At 65.3% G+C, this 18,722-nt stretch carries 16 protein-coding genes; 5 read left to right on the top strand and 11 right to left on the bottom strand.

The window, feature by feature from the left end:
* Nucleotides 1-4: 4 nt before the first annotated feature.
* From AC1Z3O_RS09620 to AC1Z3O_RS09575, 10 genes are all read right to left on the bottom strand, one after another.
* Nucleotides 5-817, bottom strand: coding sequence for an SDR family NAD(P)-dependent oxidoreductase (locus AC1Z3O_RS09620; RefSeq protein WP_483515487.1), 813 nt, complete (start codon nucleotides 815-817; stop codon nucleotides 5-7).
* Between the two features lie 33 nt (nucleotides 818-850).
* A complete protein-coding gene (locus AC1Z3O_RS09615; protein WP_483515485.1) occupies nucleotides 851-2,320 on the bottom strand; it encodes an NAD(P)(+) transhydrogenase (Re/Si-specific) subunit beta in 1,470 nt (489 codons plus the stop codon).
* Nucleotides 2,317-2,685, bottom strand: coding sequence for an NAD(P) transhydrogenase subunit alpha part 2 (locus AC1Z3O_RS09610; RefSeq protein ID WP_483515483.1), 369 nt, complete (start codon nucleotides 2,683-2,685; stop codon nucleotides 2,317-2,319). The genes AC1Z3O_RS09615 and AC1Z3O_RS09610 overlap by 4 nt, the downstream gene beginning before the upstream one ends.
* A gap of 44 nt (nucleotides 2,686-2,729) precedes the next feature.
* The gene (locus tag AC1Z3O_RS09605; RefSeq protein ID WP_483515481.1) at nucleotides 2,730-3,848 is read right to left on the bottom strand and encodes a Re/Si-specific NAD(P)(+) transhydrogenase subunit alpha; all 1,119 of its coding nucleotides are present in this window, start codon (nucleotides 3,846-3,848) and stop codon (nucleotides 2,730-2,732) included.
* Between the two features lie 57 nt (nucleotides 3,849-3,905).
* Nucleotides 3,906-4,700 (bottom strand): TauD/TfdA dioxygenase family protein, encoded by a 795-nt coding sequence (locus AC1Z3O_RS09600; protein WP_483515479.1) that lies wholly within the window; start codon nucleotides 4,698-4,700, stop codon nucleotides 3,906-3,908.
* A 28-nt stretch (nucleotides 4,701-4,728) separates the two neighbouring features.
* Nucleotides 4,729-5,700: a zinc-binding dehydrogenase gene (locus AC1Z3O_RS09595; RefSeq protein WP_483515477.1), complete on the bottom strand. Its 972-nt coding sequence runs from the start codon at nucleotides 5,698-5,700 to the stop codon at nucleotides 4,729-4,731.
* A gap of 63 nt (nucleotides 5,701-5,763) precedes the next feature.
* A complete protein-coding gene (locus AC1Z3O_RS09590) occupies nucleotides 5,764-6,813 on the bottom strand; it encodes an Ldh family oxidoreductase (RefSeq protein ID WP_483515476.1) in 1,050 nt (349 codons plus the stop codon).
* Nucleotide 6,814: 1 nt separating this feature from the next.
* Nucleotides 6,815-7,513: a GntR family transcriptional regulator gene (locus tag AC1Z3O_RS09585; protein WP_483515474.1), complete on the bottom strand. Its 699-nt coding sequence runs from the start codon at nucleotides 7,511-7,513 to the stop codon at nucleotides 6,815-6,817.
* A 22-nt stretch (nucleotides 7,514-7,535) separates the two neighbouring features.
* Nucleotides 7,536-8,690 carry a UxaA family hydrolase gene (locus tag AC1Z3O_RS09580; protein ID WP_483515472.1) on the bottom strand — a complete coding sequence of 385 codons (1,155 nt, stop codon included), beginning with the start codon at nucleotides 8,688-8,690 and terminating at the stop codon, nucleotides 7,536-7,538.
* Nucleotides 8,691-8,695: 5 nt separating this feature from the next.
* Entirely contained in the window at nucleotides 8,696-8,986 is a 291-nt protein-coding gene (locus AC1Z3O_RS09575; protein ID WP_483515470.1) for a UxaA family hydrolase, read from the bottom strand.
* A gap of 354 nt (nucleotides 8,987-9,340) precedes the next feature.
* On the opposite strand from AC1Z3O_RS09575, the gene AC1Z3O_RS09570 reads away from it, so the two are divergent.
* The 5 genes from AC1Z3O_RS09570 to AC1Z3O_RS09550 all read left to right on the top strand — a co-directional run bounded on the left by AC1Z3O_RS09570 (nucleotide 9,341) and on the right by AC1Z3O_RS09550 (nucleotide 17,148).
* Nucleotides 9,341-12,910, top strand: a complete 3,570-nt coding sequence (locus AC1Z3O_RS09570; RefSeq protein WP_483515468.1) for an indolepyruvate ferredoxin oxidoreductase family protein — start codon at nucleotides 9,341-9,343, stop codon at nucleotides 12,908-12,910.
* 116 nt (nucleotides 12,911-13,026) lie between these two features.
* A complete protein-coding gene (locus AC1Z3O_RS09565) occupies nucleotides 13,027-14,352 on the top strand; it encodes an MFS transporter (protein WP_483515466.1) in 1,326 nt (441 codons plus the stop codon).
* A gap of 108 nt (nucleotides 14,353-14,460) precedes the next feature.
* Nucleotides 14,461-15,753, top strand: a complete 1,293-nt coding sequence (gene gltA, locus AC1Z3O_RS09560; RefSeq protein ID WP_483515464.1) for a citrate synthase — start codon at nucleotides 14,461-14,463, stop codon at nucleotides 15,751-15,753.
* Nucleotides 15,754-15,858: 105 nt separating this feature from the next.
* Nucleotides 15,859-16,629 (top strand): ferredoxin--NADP reductase, encoded by a 771-nt coding sequence (locus AC1Z3O_RS09555; RefSeq protein ID WP_483515462.1) that lies wholly within the window; start codon nucleotides 15,859-15,861, stop codon nucleotides 16,627-16,629.
* A gap of 78 nt (nucleotides 16,630-16,707) precedes the next feature.
* Nucleotides 16,708-17,148 (top strand): MaoC family dehydratase, encoded by a 441-nt coding sequence (locus AC1Z3O_RS09550; protein WP_483515460.1) that lies wholly within the window; start codon nucleotides 16,708-16,710, stop codon nucleotides 17,146-17,148.
* A gap of 742 nt (nucleotides 17,149-17,890) precedes the next feature.
* Here AC1Z3O_RS09550 and AC1Z3O_RS09545 read toward each other — a convergent pair.
* On the bottom strand, nucleotides 17,891-18,619 hold the full coding sequence (locus tag AC1Z3O_RS09545) for a GntR family transcriptional regulator (RefSeq protein ID WP_483515459.1): 729 nt from the start codon (nucleotides 18,617-18,619) through the stop codon (nucleotides 17,891-17,893).
* Between the last annotated feature and the right edge of the window lie 103 nt (nucleotides 18,620-18,722).

The raw sequence follows: 18,722 nt of genomic DNA, 5'->3' as shown, positions 1-18,722 counted from the left end.
CCTCTTAAAGCGAGTTGATCGAGTGCCCGCCGTCAACGGGCAGGACCGTGCCGGTCATGAAGTCCGAGGCATCCGAGGCCAGCAGCAGCAGCGCGCCATCTAGCTGGCGCGGCTGCCCGAGCCGGCGCTGGGGGATGCGCCGGATCAGGGCCTGCCCGCTTTCGGTCTCGAAGAAGCTGCGGTTGATCTCGGTCTCGAAGTAGCCGGGCGCCAGCGCATTCACCCGGATGTTGTGGCGCGCCCATTCCAGGGCAAGCGAGCGCGTCAGGTGGATCAGCCCGGCCTTGGCCGCGGTGTAGGCGGGCACCTGCTGGGCGACGCGCAGGCCCAGGATGGAAGCAATATTGACAATGCTGCCGCCAGTCGCGGCGTCACGCATCATCCGCGCGGCGCATTGCGCCACCCGCCATGCGCCATTCAGGTTGGTGTCGATCACGCTTTGCCACTCCGCTTCGGTCACGTCCATCGCCGCACCGGTGGTGGCGATGCCGGCGCTGTTGATGACGATCTGCACGGGGCCGAGTTCGCGCCGCGTCGCCTCGAACGCCGCGCTTACCGAGGCCGGATCCCTCACATCGAGCGCGACCACGCAGCCCTGCCCGCCTTGCTTGCGCAGCTCTGCCAGCAAGGCCTCGCCTTCGCCGACACGCCGGCCGGCCAAGGCCACCCGGCAGCCGGCGCGTGCCAGGGTCTGCGCAAAATGCAGGCCCAGGCCGCCAAAGGCGCCGGTCACCAGCGCAACCTTGCCTTCGAGATCCGCGAACGGATTGAGAGCGGAGTTGGAGGCGGGGTTGGAGTTGCTAAGGCCTTGGTTCATTGCCATGTCTCCCTAGATGTCTGACGACGCGGCTCAGGCCGCCTTGACCATGTCTTCGACCACCTTCTTGGCGTCGCCGAACACCATCATGGTCTTGTCCATGTAGAACAGTTCATTGTCCAGGCCGGCATAGCCGGAGGCCATCGAACGCTTGTTGACGATGATGGTCTTGGCCTTGTACGCCTCCAGGATCGGCATGCCGGCGATCGGCGACTTCGGGTCGGTCTTGGCCGCCGGGTTCACCACGTCATTGGCGCCCAGCACCAGCACCACGTCGGCCTGGCCGAACTCGCTGTTGATGTCTTCCATTTCGAAGACCTGGTCGTACGGCACCTCGGCCTCGGCCAGCAGCACGTTCATGTGGCCCGGCATGCGGCCGGCGACCGGGTGGATCGCATACTTCACGGTCACGCCCTTCTCGGTGAGCTTCTCGGTCAGTTCCTTGAGCGCATGCTGGGCGCGCGCCACCGCCAGGCCGTAGCCCGGCACGATGACCACGGTCTCGGCATTGCCCATCACGAACGCGGCGTCATCGGCTGAGCCGGACTTCACGTTGCGCTGGGTCTGCGCGCCAGTAGCGCCGGCAGAGGCCGTATCCCCGCCGAAGCCGCCCAGGATCACGTTGAAGAAGGAGCGGTTCATGGCGCGGCACATGATGTACGAGAGGATGGCACCGCTCGATCCCACCAGCGAGCCGGCGATGATCAGCATCGGGTTGTTCAGCGAGAAACCGATGCCTGCCGCCGCCCAGCCCGAGTACGAGTTCAGCATCGATACCACCACCGGCATGTCCGCGCCGCCGATCGGGATGATGATCAGCACGCCCAGCACGAAGGCAATCGCCAGCATGACCAGGAACGGCAGCCAGGCCTGGGTCAGGAAGAAGGCAATGCCAAAACCGATCATGGCGACGGCCAGCAGCAGGTTCAGCATGTGCTGACCCGCAAACGCCACCGGCGCGCCCTGGAACAGGCGGAACTTGTAGCGCCCGGCCAGCTTGCCGAAGGCGATCACCGAACCGGAGAAGGTGATGGCGCCCACAAAGCAGCCGATGAACAGCTCGACGCGGTTGCCCATCGGGATCTCGTGCGAGCCTGCCGGCGCGATGCCGAAGGCGGCCGGCTCGGCCACCGCCGCCACTGCAATGAAGACCGCGGCCAGGCCGATCAGCGAGTGCATTGCCGCCACCAGTTCTGGCATCTTGGTCATCTCGACCTTCTTCGCCACGTAGGCGCCGATACCGCCGCCGACCACCAGCGCAGCCAGGATCAGCGCCACTCCGGTGCCGACTGACGACTGCACCGCGCCGGCGGCCAGGAACTCGCTCTTGAGCTTGGCGATCAGCGCCACGGTCGTCAGCGCCGCGAGTGCCATGCCGATGATGCCGAAGGCATTGCCCTTGCGCGCCGAAGCCGGGTGCGACAGGCCCTTGAGCGCCTGGATGAAGCAGACCGAGGCGCCCAGGTAGGCCAGGGTCACTGTGTTCATGGACAGACCGTTCATTGCGGACCCCCAAGCAGAATGCCATCAACGGGACCTTCAGCGGGCGCCTGCGCCTTGGCCGCAGGCGCAGCCTTCGGCGCCTTCTTCCTGAACATCTCCAGCATGCGCTGGGTGACCAGGAAGCCGCCGAACACGTTCACAGCCGCCAGCGCCACGGCCAGCGTACCCATCGCGCGTCCGACACCGCCTTCGGTCAGGCCGGCGGCCAGCATGGCGCCGACGATGATGATGGCCGAGATCGCATTGGTCACCGCCATCAGCGGGGTGTGCAGCGCGGGCGTCACCGTCCAGACCACGTGGTAGCCCACGTAGATCGCCAGCACGAAGATGATCAGGTTGATCACCGTGTGGTTCACCATTTCCATGGTTGTCTCCTTGATTGCCGCATTACTGCGCCATTACTGACTGGCTAGCCAGCCTTTGCCAACTCGTCGCGCCGCGTCATCAGGCACGCCGCGACGATGTCGTCTTCGAGGTCGATCACGAGCTTGCCTTCCTTGTCGATGACCAGCTTGAGGAAATCCAGCACATTGCGCGCGTAGAGCGCCGAGGCGTCCGCCGCCACCATGCTGGCCAGGTTGGTGTGGCCGACCAGGGTCACGCCATGGCGCTCGACCACCTCGTCGGCCACCGTCAGCGGACAGTTGCCGCCCTGCGCGGCGGCAAGGTCCACCACCACCGAGCCCGGCTTCATCTGCTGCACGGTGGCTTCGGACAGCAGCACCGGTGCCTTGCGGCCAGGGATCAGCGCCGTGGTGATGACGATGTCGGCCTGAATGGCGCGCTGGTGCACGAGTTCGGCCTGCCGCTTCATCCAGTCCGGCGGCATCGGCCGCGCATAGCCGCCCACGCCCTGGGCGATCTCGCGCTCCTCGTCGGTCAGGAACGGCACATCCAGGAACTTGGCGCCCAGCGACTCGATCTGTTCCTTGACTGCGGGGCGCACATCGGAGGCCTCGATCACCGCGCCCAGCCGCTTGGCCGTGGCGATGGCCTGCAGGCCCGCGACGCCGGCGCCAAGGATCAGTATGCGTGCCGCCTTCACGGTGCCGGCCGCCGTCATCAGCATGGGCATGAAGCGCTGGTAGTGGTGCGCGGCCTCCAGCACGGCCTTGTAGCCGGCGATATTGGCCTGTGAGGACAGCACGTCCATGCTCTGCGCCCGGGTGGTGCGCGGCGCGGCTTCGAGCGCGAAGGCGATGATGCCGGCCGCCGTCATGCGCGCGTTGTTCTCGGCGTCAAAAGGATTGAGCATGCCGACCAGGACCGCGCCCGGTTTCACCTGCGCGAGTTCGGCAGCATCCGGTGCGCGCACCTTCAGCACCAGCGCGGCGCCCAGCGCTTCGGCGGCGGTGCCGATCCGTGCGCCCGCTGCCTCATAGGCGGCATCGGGCTGGCTGGCGCGCACGCCGGCACCGGCCTGCACCAGCACCTGGTGGCCCTGCGCCACATACTTCTTGACGGTCTCCGGCGTAGCGGCAACACGCGCCTCCCCCGCCCGAGTCTCAGTCGGGATCCCTATCTGCATTGTTCAGTCTCCTTTGAACCCTCGCGCCTTGCGCTGCCGGCGCCATGGTGTTGCCGCTTAGCAGGGCACTTCGCCTTCCAGCGTCACACGGTTCAGCACGCGCTCGGCGGTGCCATAGTCATGCACGGCGTAGTGCATGGTGCAGCGGTTGTCCCACATCAGGACATCGCCTTCCTGCCACATGTGGCGGTAAACGTTGTCGGGCGTGGTCGAGTGCTCGTACAGGAAGTCGAGCAGTGGCCGGCTTTCGGCTTCGGTCATGCCCTCGATGCATAGCGCGGTGTCCGGATGGCCGACGTACAGCGCCTTGCGGCCAGTCTCAGGGTGCGTGCGTACGATCGGGTGCACCGCCGAAGGCACCTTGTCGGAGCCGGTCATCTTGGCCAGGCGGCCACCGCTGAAGCGAGCGCGCAGGCCCTCGATCACGCGTTGCATGGTCGGAGACAGGCGCTCGTATGACAGGTACTGGTTGCACCACATGGTGTCGCCGCCGACCGGGATCGTGACACCCGACAGGATCGAGATCTTGGGCGGCACCGGGGTGTAGATGGAGTCGGAGTGCCAGGCCTCGGTCGAGGCGGTCTCCTTCGGAATCTTGGTGACCTGGAACAGCTCCGGGAACTCCGCCAGCCCCTTGAGCAGCGGGTTGCCCTGCACCGGCGTGCCCCACAGGCGGGCGAAGGCCACCTGGGCAGCCGGCTGCAAGAACTGGCCGCGGAAAATGAGCACGCCGTGCTCGAGGAAGGCCTGGTGCAGGACCTCGAAGGTGGCGGCATTGATCGGCGCGTTCAGGTCGACGCCGGTCACGGATGCGCCGACCGAACCGGTCAGCGGCTTGATCTGGATGGTCATGGATGTCTCCTTGGGGATGTCTGGCTTGTTAGTCGACGGTCAGCACGATCTTGCCGACATGCTGATCCTGTTTCATATAGGCATGCGCGGTGTGGATGTCCGTCATGGCAAAGGTGCGGTCGATGGGCAGGCGCACGCGGCCGGCCCGCAGGAAGGGCAGCATGTCGCGCGCGCAGGCCTGGATGCACTCGAGGCGCTCCTGCTCAGTACGGGTGCGGAAGGTCACGCCGATCAATTGCAGGCGCTTGAGCCACAACTGCGTCAGGTCGATCTGTGCGGTGGCCGAACCGAGGCGCGCAATATTCACCAAGCGACCCTTGACCGCGAGGCTCTTCATGTTCGCTTCGAACACGGGGCCGCCGACGGTATCGATGATGATGTCGACGCCACGGTTGTCGGTGGCGGCCATCACCGCCGCGACCTGGTCGTCCTTCGACGCGTCGATGCCGACGTCGACGCCGTACTGGCGGATCTTGTCGAGCTTGGCCGCCGAGCGCGAGGTGGCGATGACCGGCTTCGCGCCCATCAGCGATGCAATCTGGATGGCGGCCATCGCCACCCCGCCCGAGGCGCCGTTGACCAGCACCGATTCGCCGGCCTTGAACTGGCCGTTCGTCACCAGCGCGTCGTGCGCCGTGATGAACACGTTGGGGAAGGCCGCGGCGTCGATCCACGACAGCCCGTCGGGCACCGCGATCAGCGCCAGGGGATCAGCAACCACGTACTCGGCCTGGCAACCCTTGCCGTGCCCCATGACCCGGTCGCCCTTGCGCCAGCTGCTCACGCCTTCACCGACTTCGGCCACCTCGCCCGCGAACTCGACGCCGGTGGTGATGGTGTTCCCCGTGCGCAGCTCCTTCGCCTGATTGATCTCGCCGCGGTTCAGGCCACTGGCGCGGACCCTGACCAGCACCTGCCCCGGCCCCGCCACGGGCGCCGGGATGTCCTGCACTTCCACCGTGCCGCCCTCGGGGCCCGGGATTACTCGAACTGCCTTCATTGTTGCCTCCTAGTCTCTTGGGATGTCTGTCTGTGGTTCAAGCGCTCGCTCGAGCGCGTTCGCTCAGGCGTGCTGCGCCTGGGTGGCGAATGGGAGGTCCAGTTGCCGGCCGAGTGCGCCCAGCTCCTGGGCGATGGCGTCCGGCAGCACGATGCCGTGTTCGCGGCTTTCACGCTCAAGCGCGTCGCCGCGGTGGCCGGGCAGGCGTGCCTCTTCGCCGCCGGCGGCAAGATAGGTGTCGGTCCAGTGACGCATGTAGCCGCCAAAGAACTCCTGGCCGGCGAAGGCCTGCGGCTTCACCAGCCAGACAAAGCCGCCCTGCCGGCCGACCGCGCCGCCGCTTTTGACGTCATTGCGCTGCGGCTCAAGGGCGTCAGCCGTCGCCGCCAGGGCACCGGCCAGGCACTCGACCATCATGGCTATGCCAATGCCCTTGTGCCCGCCGGTGGGCAGCAGCGCGCCACCGAGCGCGCGTTGCGCGTCCGTGGTCGGCACGCCGTTGGCGTCCAGTGCCCACCCTTCAGGGATCGGCTTGCCCTCGCGTGCGGCCAGCAGGATGTGGCCGCGGGCGGCGACGCTGCAAGCGACGTCGAACACGATCGGCGCGCCACCCGGCAAGGGGCAGCCGAAGGCAATGGGGTTGTGCCCGATGGCCGGGCCGGAGAAGCCTTCCATGGCCAGCACCGGCGGCGTACGCTGCCCGACCATGCAGAAGGCGCCCGCCTCGGCGGCCAGCAGTGCATGCACGCCGAGCGCGCCCAGATGGCCGCACGACTGCACGGCGATCAGCACGGAGGCACTCGATTCCAGCGCTTCGAGCCCGAGCCGCACAGCATGCGGGCCGGCGACCTGGCCCATGGCGCCATCGGCATCCAGCACGATGCCGCCGGGAAAGCTGCGGTGCGTCATGGCCGCGTGCGGGTTGAAGTCCCCCGCGCGCAGGCGCTCGACGTACGACGGCACGCGCGTCATGCCATGCGTCTTGTAACCGCGCAGCTCGCTGCGCACCAGCACGGCGGCAGCTTCCAGCGCGTGGTCAGGGGCCACGCCGCAGGATTCGAAAACCTTTGCCGTCCAGCGCTCCAGCGCCTGGGGGCTCCAACGGATTGTCATGCTACTTCTCCCGCACGATCATCAGCCGCTCCGAGAACGGGGCGGCGTAGACCGACTGGTAGTAGAGCGGCTGATCACGCAGGGTGTAGCCGCGCATTTCCATGATGAATGCCGGTGCATCCGGCTCGAGACCCAGCTCGCGCGCGGCTGTCGCGGGCGGCGCGCCGAAGCGGACCCACTGGTCCACGCGCAGCGTCGGCAGCGACAGCCGCTGGCCGATCAGCTCGCGCAGGTTCTTCTCCAGCGCCTCGCGGTCCAGGCCGCCCAGCTGGGCGAAGTCTTCCTCGCGCAGCCAGAACTCGCTGTACAGGTCAAAGCGGCCGCCGACCGTGATCACGCGCTCGATGCGCACGTAGCCGTCGCCGGCAAGAAACTCCGACCACGGCCCCTTGCGCTTGATGCGCTTGACCGAGCGCGCATGGACATAGGACGGCAGCTCGTTGCCCTCTTCGTCGCGGAAGCGCAGGTAGCGCACGTCAGCGGGCGCCACTCGCGTGCCCGAGACGAAGGTGCCACGTCCCTGCTCGCGTGTGATCAGTCCGGAGTGCGTCAGCCGAGTGAGCGCCTTCTGGATGGTGCCCACGCTCACACCGTGCAGGGTGGCCAGCTCGCCCTCGGAGGGCAGGCGGTCGCCTTCGCGCAGTGTGCCGGATTCGATCGAATGAATGATCGCGTCGGAGACGCTGTTGAGCTTTGTCATGGTTGCTCAGGGGCTCAGGGGCTCAGAGGCTCAGTGCGAAGCGACTGATCGCGGTCTCACGGATATCGAGCACCTCGCTGGTCAGCCGCGTGCCGGACGCCACGTCCATGGCGTAGGCAAACAGCCGCTCGCCAACATCGGAGATCTTCTCTCCGCGCTCCAGGATTCCGCTCACGTCGAAATCGATGTTGTCGGCCATGGTGTCGAGCGTGTTGACGTTGCCGCACACCTTGACCGTCGGTGCCACCATGCTGCCGATCGGATTACCCACTCCGGTACCGAAGAAGGTGAGCTGGCACCCGCCGGCGGCCAGCGCAGTGAGGTTTTCCACGGCTGCCGCCGGGGCATCCATGAAATGCAGGCCCTTCTGCTGCGGTGCCTCGCCATAGCGCAGCACACCCACCAGCGGGCTCTTGCCGGCCTTGGCCATGGCGCCCAGCGCTTTTTCTTCCACCGTGGTCAGGCCGCCACGCTTGTTGTCAGGCGAGGGCTGGTCCTCACGCATGTCGACGCCGCGTGCGATGGCCAGGTTCTCCATATTGCGCACAGCGGTGACAAAGGCCTCGCGCACGCGGGCATCCACGGCGCGCTCGGCAAACAGGTGGTCAGCGCCGATGAACTCCGAAGTCTCGGAAATGATGACGGTGCCGCCCTCGGCAATGATCTGGTCAGCCATGCGGCCGATGGCCGGGTTGCAGCTCAGGCCCGAGGTGGTATCCGAGCCACCGCATTCCACGCCGATCACCAGCGAGGAGACCGGACAGGGCACGCGGCGCGCACGCGATGCGGCCAGCGACAGGCGCGCGGCCTTACGCGTGCCGTCGGCGATGCACTGCACCGTGCCGTGCGGCTGCAAGTGGACCCGCTCCACGGGCTTGCCGGTGGCCTCGATGCGACGCGCGACTTCCGCCGTGGACGACGGCTCCAGGCCAACCAACAGCACCGCACCGATATTGGGATTGCGCCCGAGGCCCGCCAGCGACTCGAAGGCGAAATCGAGATCCGCGCCGAACTGTCCGCGCACGAACAGCGTGGTCACCGGAATGCAGCCGTTCACGGTGCGGGCGATGGTCCGCGTCACCGGGTTGCAGTTGTCCATCACGGAGATCACCGCGACCCAGTTGCGCACGCCGACGGTGCCGTTTTCGCGCGGGTAGCCAAGGAAGGTGGTTGCCATCTGTCTTACCTCTTTTGCAGGTCGCCGCGAGCGCGCGCCGACTCGATGTTGTGGACATGCATGTGTTCACCAGCGCTGACCGGCTGGCTCGCGCGGCCGATGATCTGGCCGTACTTCAGGATTTCGACGCCTTGCGAGGTGGGTGCGATGCAGACCTTGTGCCCGAACGGGACGTCTTGCAGCAGCACCAGTTGCCCCGACGCCTCTCCTTGCAGCTCGCAGGATTCGCCGGCACGGCCGGCGCCCAGCAGGGTGGCCACGTTGTCGGCCGGGTTGAGTACGATGGCTCTGAGCATTTGATCAACTCCTGTATAGGTGTTGAGTGCAATGTATGGAATCGACAGGCAGATAGTCAAGGAAAATCAAGGCAACCCCCGAGAAAACCACTACTCCCCCCATGAAAGTCCTATATAGAAGTTCGTTGACATCGTCGTGGGCAGTGTCTATCGTCTTCACAACGGTGCTTGTCGCAAATTGCGCCGAGTGATCAAGGAGGGACTACGTAAAGGTCGCGCCCCCCTGGAGAAGATTGCGGATCACTCGCTGTTCGTGCGCGACAACCATCCGGGTGGCGAACACGCCGCCAGAGAACCCGAGGCCCGGCAGGTGCCGTCGCCCCGCCTTCAGATACCACTGGCTAATTCCGTCCTATGAACGCCCCTCTTCTCCCCAACGACGCCCGCAAGGCCATGGAAGCCGTCTCGATCGACGACAAGTACGCGCTGGAATCCGGCCGAGCCTTCATGAGCGGCGTGCAGGCGCTGGTGCGCCTGCCGTTGCTGCAGCGCAAGCGCGATGCCATGGCCGGCCACAACACCGCCGCGTTCATCTCCGGCTACCGCGGCTCGCCGCTGGGCAGCTATGACCAGGCCATGTGGCAAGCCAAGAAGTACCTGGCCGACAACCATGTGGTCTTCAAGCCCGGCGTCAACGAGGAACTGGGCGTGACCGCGGTGTGGGGATCACAGCAGCTGGAGTTCGATGCCGCCAGCAAGAAGTACGACGGCGTGTTCGGCATCTGGTATGGCAAGGGCCCGGGCGTGGACCGCAGCGGCGACGCGCTCAAGCACGCCAACCTGGCCGGCACCGCGCCGCTGGGCGGCGTGATCGCGCTGGCCGGCGACGACCATGTCTCCAAGAGCAGCACCTTGGCGCACCAGAGCGACCATACCTTCATGGCGTGCGGGCTGCCGGAGTTCTTTCCTTCCAGTGTCCAGGACATCCTGGACCTGGGCGTGCATGCCTTCGCCATGAGCCGCTTCAGCGGTCTGTGGGCCGGCATGAAGACGGTGCAGGAAGTGGTCGAATCCGGATCCTCGGTGGTGACCGACGCCGACCGCGTGCGCATCGTGCTGCCCGAGGACTTCGCCATGCCCGAAGGCGGCCTGCATATCCGCTGGCCGGATGACCCGCTGGGGGCCGAGGCGCGCATGATGGAGTACAAGTGGCCGGCGGCGCTGGCCTATGTGCGCGCCAACCGGCTCAACCGGAACGTGGTGGAAGGCCCGAACGACCGCCTGGGCATCATTGCCAGCGGCAAGGCCTACGCGGACACACGCCAGGCGCTGCTCGACCTGGGCCTGGACGACGCCATGTGCCGCAGCCTGGGCATCCGCGTGCACAAGGTCAGCGTGGTGTGGCCGCTGGAGCCGGCCGGCGTGCGCGAGTTCGCGCAGGGTCTGCGCGAAGTGCTGGTGGTCGAGGAAAAGCGCCCCATCATCGAGCAGCAGCTCAAGGACGAGCTGTACCACTGTCGCCCCGAGGCACGGCCGGCTGTGTTCGGCAAGTACGACCACAGCGAGGGCGCCGGCGGCGAATGGAGCCACGGCCAGCCCCGCGAGGACTGGCTGCTGCGCGCCAAGGCGGACCTGTCGCCGGCCCTGGTGGCCAAGGCAATCGCGCGCCGGCTCAAGGTGCTGGGCGTGCCGGCCGACGTGGCCGCTCGCATGGATGTGCGCTTGAAGGAGATCGAGGCGAAGGAGCGTGCGACCGCCCAGGGCGATGCGCGCGGCACCGACCGCCTGCCGTGGTTCTGCCCCGGCTGCCCGCACAACACCAGCACCAAGGTGCCGGAAGGCTCGATTGCCATGGCCGGCATCGGCTGCCACGGCATGGTGACGTGGATGGACCGTTCGACCACGTCGTGGTCGCAGATGGGTGGCGAAGGCGTGCACTGGATGGGACAGTCGTCGTTCAGCAAGCGCTCCCACATGTTCGCCAACCTCGGCGACGGCACCTACAACCACTCCGGCCTGCTGGCCGTGCGCCAGTCGATCCACGCCGGCGTCAACCTCACCTACAAGATCCTGTTCAACAGCGCCGTGGCCATGACCGGCGGCCAGCCGGTGGACGGGCAGCTCGACGTGCCCGCCATGACGCGTGAGCTTGCCGCCGAAGGCGCCAGGCAGATCGTGGTGGTGACCGACGAGCCGGGCAAGTACGCGGCGGTCAACAACCTGGCCCAGGGGGTCACGGTGCGCCATCGCGACGAACTCGATACCGTGCAGCGCGAGCTGCGCGAAGTGGCCGGCGTCACCGTCATCATCTACGACCAGACCTGCGCCACCAAGAAGCGCCGCGAGCGCAAGCGCGGCACCATGGCCGATCCGGACAAGCGCGTGGTCATCAACGAGCTGGTCTGCGAAGGCTGCGGCGACTGTTCCGTAGAGAGCAACTGCCTGGCGGTGCAGCCGGTCGAGACCGAGTTCGGGCGCAAGCGCACGGTCAACCAGAACACCTGCAACAAGGATTTCTCCTGCACCAAGGGCTTCTGCCCGAGCTTTGTCACCGTCGAGGGCGGCCAACTGAAGAAGCCTGCCGCCTCCGGCAAGGGCCAGCTTCCCGCTCCCGGGGCCATTCCTGCGCCGACGCTGCCTGATGCCGGCACGCCGCGGCGCATCGTGGTGGCCGGCATCGGCGGCACGGGCATCGTCACCATCGGCGGCGTGCTCGGCATGGCCGCGCACCTGGAAGGCAAGGGCGTGATCACCCAGGATGCGACCGGCATGGCGCAGATGGGCGGCGCCACCTGGAGCCATATCCAGATCGCGGCGAGCCCCGAGGCACTGCACGCGAGCCGCGTCGATATTGCCATGGCGGACCTGGTGATCGCCTGCGATACGGTGGTGGCCGCCAGCAAGACGACGCTGGCGACGATGTCGCCCGAGCGGACCTACGTGGTGCTGAACAGCCACCTCACGCCGACCGCCGCCTTCGTGAACAACCCGGACTGGCAGCCCGAGGCCGAGCAGGCCGTGGGCCGGATCACGCAGGCCATCGGGCCGGGCCAGCTCGGCACCTTCGATGCCGAGAAGGTGGCCACGCAACTGCTCGGCCAGTCGATCTTCGCCAACCTGCTGATGCTTGGCTACGCCTGGCAGAAGGGCACGGTGCCGCTGTCGCACGAGGCACTGATGCGCGCCATCGAACTCAACGGCGTGCAGGTGGAAAGCAACAAGGCTGCGTTCGAATGGGGGCGCCTGTGCGCGCACGACCTGAGCCAGGTGCCGGTGCGCTCTGCCGACGCCCAGGTGATCCAGTTCGCCCGCAAGCCGTCGGTGGAGGATCTCATGCGCAAGCACGCGGAGTTCCTGACCGGCTACCAGAACCGCGCCTACGCCGCGCAGTACGAGGCGTTTGTCGGCAAGGTCAAGACGGCCGAGCAAGCCATCGGCGGCAGCCGGCTCACGGAAGCGGTGGCCCGCTCCTTGTTCAAGCTGATGGCCTACAAGGATGAGTACGAAGTCGCGCGCCTGCATACCGGCGCCGCCTTCCGCAAGCAGATTGAAGAGATGTTCGAAGGCAATGTTCGCCTGGTGCATCACCTTGCGCCGCCGCTGTTCGCCAAGAAGAACGAGAAGGGCGAACTCGTCAAGGGAACGTATGGCCCGTGGATGCGCACTGCCTTCGGCGTGCTGGCCAGGTTCAAGGGCCTGCGCGGCACGGCGTTCGACCCGTTCGGCTACACCGCCGAGCGCAAGGAAGAGCGCGCGCTCATCGGCGAATACCGCCGCTGCGTCGAGGAACTGCTGCATGCGCTGTCGAAGCAGAAGCTGGACCTGGCCCTGGAAATCGCCAAGCTCCCGCAGGAAATCCGCGGCTTCGGCCACGTCCGGGCCCGCAACCTGGCCGCCACGCGCACCAGGTGGGAACGACTGGTGGCGCAGTGGCGCAACCCGCAGGAACAGTGCGAGGAGAGTAAGCCGAGCGTGGCGGCATGAATGCCACATGAACGACCGGGCCGCCATATGGATGTGCCCGGCCCCGTAGCAGATCTATAAATACATAGATGGCAAAGCGGAATACCAGAAGGAGTCCGCGGCGCCAGGAGACAAACATGCCCATCGATCCCACGACCATGGTCGCGCCACCCAACGTGCCCGCGCAAACCAAGGACAAGGCCAAGCCAATGTCCAAGGCATCCGCGATCACGGCCATCACCATCGGCGGCGCCCTGGAGCTGTATGACTCAGGGGTGTACAACTTCTTTGCCACCCTGATCATTCCGCTGTACTTCCCCGTGGGGAATCCGCTCGGCCAGCTGTTGCTGTCCTTCGGCACCTTCGGCGCGGGCTACCTGATGCGCCCGCTCGGCGGGCTGGTGATCGGTGCCTATGCCGACCGCCGCGGCCGCAAGCCGGCTGTGCTGCTCTCGATGTGGCTGATGGCCCTCAGTGCGCTGATCCTGGTGGTCACGCCGCCGTATGCGCAGCTTGGCATCATCGCGCCCGTGCTGATGATCGTGGCGCGCCTGGTCCAGGGCTTTGCGATCGGCGGCGAGATGGGCTCTGCCAGCGCCATGCTGCTGGAATACGCCGATGAGCGGTCGCGCGGCTTCTACACCAGCTGGCAGACGGCCAGCCAGGGCGTCGCCGCGGTATTCGCGGCACTGGTGGCGCTTGCGCTCAGCCATTCGCTTTCCCCTTCCGCGCTCGAGTCCTGGGGCTGGCGCATTGCCTTCCTGATCGGCATCCTGGTGATCCCCATCGGGCAGATCATCCGTCGCCGCCTGGAGGAAACCCTGACCCCGGCCCCGCGTGGCAAGAAGGCGGCATCAGCAGGATGGCAGCTGATGCGCCAGCACCGGCGCGAGCTGGCCGCCAGCGTGCTGCTGATGACCGGCCTGGCCGCGGCCGTGCACCTGATCGCCTACTACCTGCCCAACTATGCTTCGTTCCAGTTGGGAATCCCGCGCGGTGACGCGGTCTGGGCCGGCTTCGTGGCCGCTGCGATGATGGTGGTGTTCGGCCCCATCGCCGGCTGGATGAGCGACCGGATTGGCCGCCGCAAGATGGTGTGGTGGACGCGTATCGCGCTGCTGCTGATGGCCTACCCGGCGTTTGCGCTGCTCAACGCCTTCCCCTCCCTGCCCTGCCTGCTGGTGGTGGTCGCCTGCCTCGCCATTCCGATGGGGATGACGTCTCCCGCTACGCTGGTGCTGGTGAGCGAGGTGCTGCCGCAGCGCCTGCGCGCCACCGGCATGGCCGTGACTTACTACGTGGCCATCGCGGTATTCGGCGGCTTCGCCCAGCTGTTCTCTACCGTGCTGATCCACCTGACGGGCAGCCCCAATGCACCGGCGTTCTACCTGATGGGCTGTGGACTGGTTTCGCTGCTCGGGCTGGCGATGGTGCCTGAAACGCTTGGCCGGAAACTATCGTAGTGGCCGCATCCCCGAAGTATCCCCGAAGTATCTCCTGGACCATTAGTAGCGTCCGATGTGTCCGGTACTGTCTTCCTGCAATGACCAGCTTTCTGTAGAGGAATAGAGATGACCCCATCCGAAGTGACAGCCACGCTATCGTTCTCCGATGGTTCCCCCAGCGTCGAGCTGCCGATCTACAAGGGCACCGTAGGCCCGGACGTGATCGATATTCGCAAACTGTACGGCCAGACCGGCAAGTTCACTTACGACCCCGGTTTCATGTCGACGGCTTCGTGCAATTCGAAGATCACCTACATCGACGGCGACAAGGGCGAGCTCCTGTACCGTGGCTACCCGATCGAGCAACTGGCCACCAAGTGCGACCACCTCGAGACCTGCTACCTGCTGCTGAAGGGCGAGCTGCCCAACGCCAAGCAGAAGGAAGAGTTCGTCAACTCGGTGATGAACCACACCATGGTTCACGAGCAGATGCAGTTCTTCCTTCGCGGCTTCCGCCGCGATGCCCACCCGATGGCCGTGCTGACGGGCCTGGTGGGCGCCATGAGCGCGTTCTACCACGACGCCATGGACATCGATGACCCGCACCAGCGCGAAATCTCCGCGATCCGCCTGATCGCCAAGATGCCGACCCTGGTCGCGATGGCATACAAGTACAACATCGGCCAGCCGTACATCTACCCGCAGAACGACCTGTCCTACTCGGGCAACTTCATGCAGATGATGTTCGCCACGCCGTGCGCGCCGTACAAGGTCAATCCGGTGCTGGAGCGCGCGCTGGACCGTATCTTCATCCTGCACGCCGACCACGAGCAGAACGCCTCCACCTCGACCGTGCGCCTGGCCGGCTCGTCGGGTACCAACCCGTTCGCCGCCATCGCCGCCGGCGTGGCCTGCCTGTGGGGTCCGGCTCACGGCGGCGCCAACGAGGCCGCGCTGAAGATGCTGGAAGAGATCGGCAGCGTCGACAACATCGGCGAGTTCATCAAGCAGGTCAAGGACAAGAACTCGGGCGTGCGCCTGATGGGCTTCGGCCACCGCGTGTACAAGAACTACGACCCGCGCGCCAAGCTGATGCGCGAGACCTGCCACGAGGTGCTGGAAGAGCTGGGCCTGCACAATGACCCGCTGTTCAAGCTGGCCATGGAGCTGGAAAAGATCGCGCTGGAAGACGAATACTTCGTCAGCCGCAAGCTGTACCCGAACGTCGACTTCTACTCGGGCATCGTGCAGCGCGCGCTGGGCATCCCGACCTCGCTGTTCACCTGCATCTTCGCCCTGGCGCGTACCCCGGGCTGGATCTCGCAGTGGGAAGAGATGATCACCGATCCGGAGTACAAGATCGGCCGTCCGCGCCAGCTGTTCAATGGCGCAGCTTCGCGCCAACAGAAACATTGGTGAGGGCTGCGAGGCGCGTGCTGCGGCTCAGCGCCCGCCGTTGATTCGTGCTAACACCTTCCGATTCAGCTTCTTCACAGCCGGAGGTCATCCCTGCGGCGTTTTTCCATGAGCAACCTCAACCAGCAATCCGTACTTTCCGTCCACCACTGGACTGACACGCTGTTCAGCTTCACCTGCACGCGCGATCCGGGCTTCCGCTTCGAGAATGGCCAGTTCGCCATGGTCGGCCTGGAAGTCAACGGCCGCCCGCTACTGCGAGCGTACAGCATTGCCAGCGCCAACTACGAAGAAACTCTGGAGTTCTTCAGCATCAAGGTGCCGGACGGCCCGCTGACCTCACGCCTGCAGCATCTGCGCGAAGGCGACCAGATTTTTGTCGGCAAGAAGCCGACCGGCACGCTGCTAGTCGACAACCTGCTGCCCGGCAAAACCCTGTGGCTGCTCGCCACCGGCACCGGTCTCGCGCCGTTCCTGTCGATTATCCGCGATCCCGAAGTGTATGAGCGCTACGACAAGATCGTGCTAACCCATACCTGCCGCTTTGTGGAAGAACTGGCCTACCGCGAACTGATTTTGGAACACCTGCCGCAGCACGAACACCTGGGCGAACTGGTGCGAGAGAAGCTAGTCTATTTCCCCACGGTCACCCGCGAGGACTTCCATACCCGCGGCCGTATTACAGAGCTGATCGAGACCCGCGAACTGTTCGAGCGGCTGGATGTTCCCGAGTTCTCGACGGAAAACGACCGAGTCATGCTGTGCGGCAGCCCAGACATGCTCAAGGAAGTCCGCACCATGCTCGAAGCGCGCGGCTTTATCGAAGGCAATATGAGCCATCCCGGCCATTTTGTTCTGGAAAAGGCCTTTGTTGATTAAAAGTGAGCGCACTGGCAGCAGCACTGAGGGCCTAGAGGACGTCGTCCAACACAATCGAAACACACATGAGACAACCAGATGAACCAACTCAACGGTTATGACTACGAAGACCTCGAACCCGGCATGAGCGCTTCCTTCGCGAAGACCATCACCGAAGCCGACATCATGCTGTTCGCTGCCGCCTCGGGCGACAACAACGCCATCCATATCAACGAGGAGTTCGCGCGCAGCACCCAGTTCAACGGGCGCATTGCCCACGGCATGCTGACCGCCAGCGTGATCTCCGCGGCGATCGCCGGGCGCTTGCCGGGCCCAGGCACAATCTACCTGGGGCAGAACCTTCGCTTCAAGGCACCCGTCAAGCCGGGCGACACGGTGCACGCGACCGTGACGGTCAGGGAGATGCTTCCGGAAAGGCGGCGCGTTTTGCTGAACACTGTGTGCACGGTCAACGGCAAAGTCGTCATCGAGGGCGACGCCACGGTCATGCCGACTTCAGCAAGGGAGCACCAGAAGTAGCTCATTCATCACCAAACAGGCACGGGTTTAAGCAAGCAGAGCTTTCTTGTTTCTTAATATGCGCGGGTGAGAGCTCGGCTGGCAGCGAGCGAGGCACCGCTACACAAGGTGATGTCGCTGCGCCAAGTGCGCTGGCCTGGCCCGGAAACGATCGCGCCAACTATTCCTGCGGCCCTCCATGGCTGTTTCATAATGTAGGAAGACGTCTTGGGCCAATTGTGGTCGCCACGGCGTCCGTCCTCTTTCCGCGATGAGGGTCGGTGTGGTGCAAAGCGGAAGTACCAGCTACGAGGAAGCACTCGGCCTTCTGTTCGAGGGCTGGATGCGCAGCCCCTGCCAGCGACAGCAAATCGTGAACTTTGCGTCGGCCGCGGAACTGGGCGTGCCCTTAGGGCATCACCGCGAGTTTCGGTGACTCGAGCAGTATGGGATTACAACGGGGAAAATCGAGCAGAAATTCCCAGACACTGTGGTGCGAAGCCAGCCCGGACATCAATTCCTGCACTCAGTTGTGCCGAAGCACTGATGCTCCTCCGGTCAGTAGCGAGGTGGCGCTCGCTACCGAGCTTGGCCCTGTCCTCGGATTGGCGCCGGCGTGCGACCCCGGGGGCTGGCCACCATGCATCTGGGATCCTCGTCGGCTGACGCTGCCCCACTTTCACGCCCAACGGATGTAGTTCCGCGCCATGCAGACCGCTGGCTATCCTAGTAGGAAGCCGATCCAGTCCCCGATGGCCCGCGATCATGCCGTTGATGCCACGGACGCCGCGCCTGCTTGCCCCGCCTCCATGAGCAGCACCGCGTCGCGCTTGTCCAGCAAGTGTTGGCGAAGAATCGCCGCCAGGCGTTTGCCGTCCCTTGCTTCCAGCGCCACGAGCATTTCGTCGTGGTCTCGGATGGCACTGTCCCACTTTACCTTCTGGAAGTTCGAGCGGAATCGCAGGGCCTGTAGCTTGCGGTTCACCGCCAGGTAGGTCTGGCGAAGCGCGGTGTTCCGTGCGGCCTGGTTGATGCGGTCATGAATCTGCCGGTTGTAGTTGTAGTAGCCGGAAAGATCCTCCTGGGCGCGGCAGGCCAGCATCGCGTAGTGCAAGGCCTTGATCTCGGCGAACTCCACGGCCGTGATGCGCTCGCAGGCCAGTTCGCCCGAGAACGCTTCCAGGCCGCTCATCAACTCGAAGACATCCCGGATCTCCGTTGCCGACAGGCTGGCGACCGTGGCCCCTCGATTGGGCGAGATGTCAATCAGCCCTTCCGCCGCGAGTACCTTCAGCGCCTCACGTAGTGGTGTGCGCGAGATGCCAAGCGTTTCGCACAGCTCCCGCTCGTTGAGCTTTGTGCCGGACGGCAGTACGCCCTCCACGATGAAGTTGCGCAGATGGTCCACCACCGTGTCATGCAGGCGTTGCCGCTCAAGCTTTGGGAGGGCGGATGTGGGGGAGTTCTCACCTGAAGAGATGGAATCTTGCATACAAAGTCCAACGACGGTGGTTTCCGCAAATTCTAGCAGACACGTAGCACATGACCGTCAATACGCAAGAAGCCTTCCGCTTGGGGTAAACACCGCACATTCT

The sequence above is a fragment of the Cupriavidus sp. 09_S30 genome (assembly GCF_056930435.1).
The sequence above is the reverse complement of the archived record's forward strand: the minus strand, read 5'-3'. Positions and strand labels throughout refer to the sequence as shown.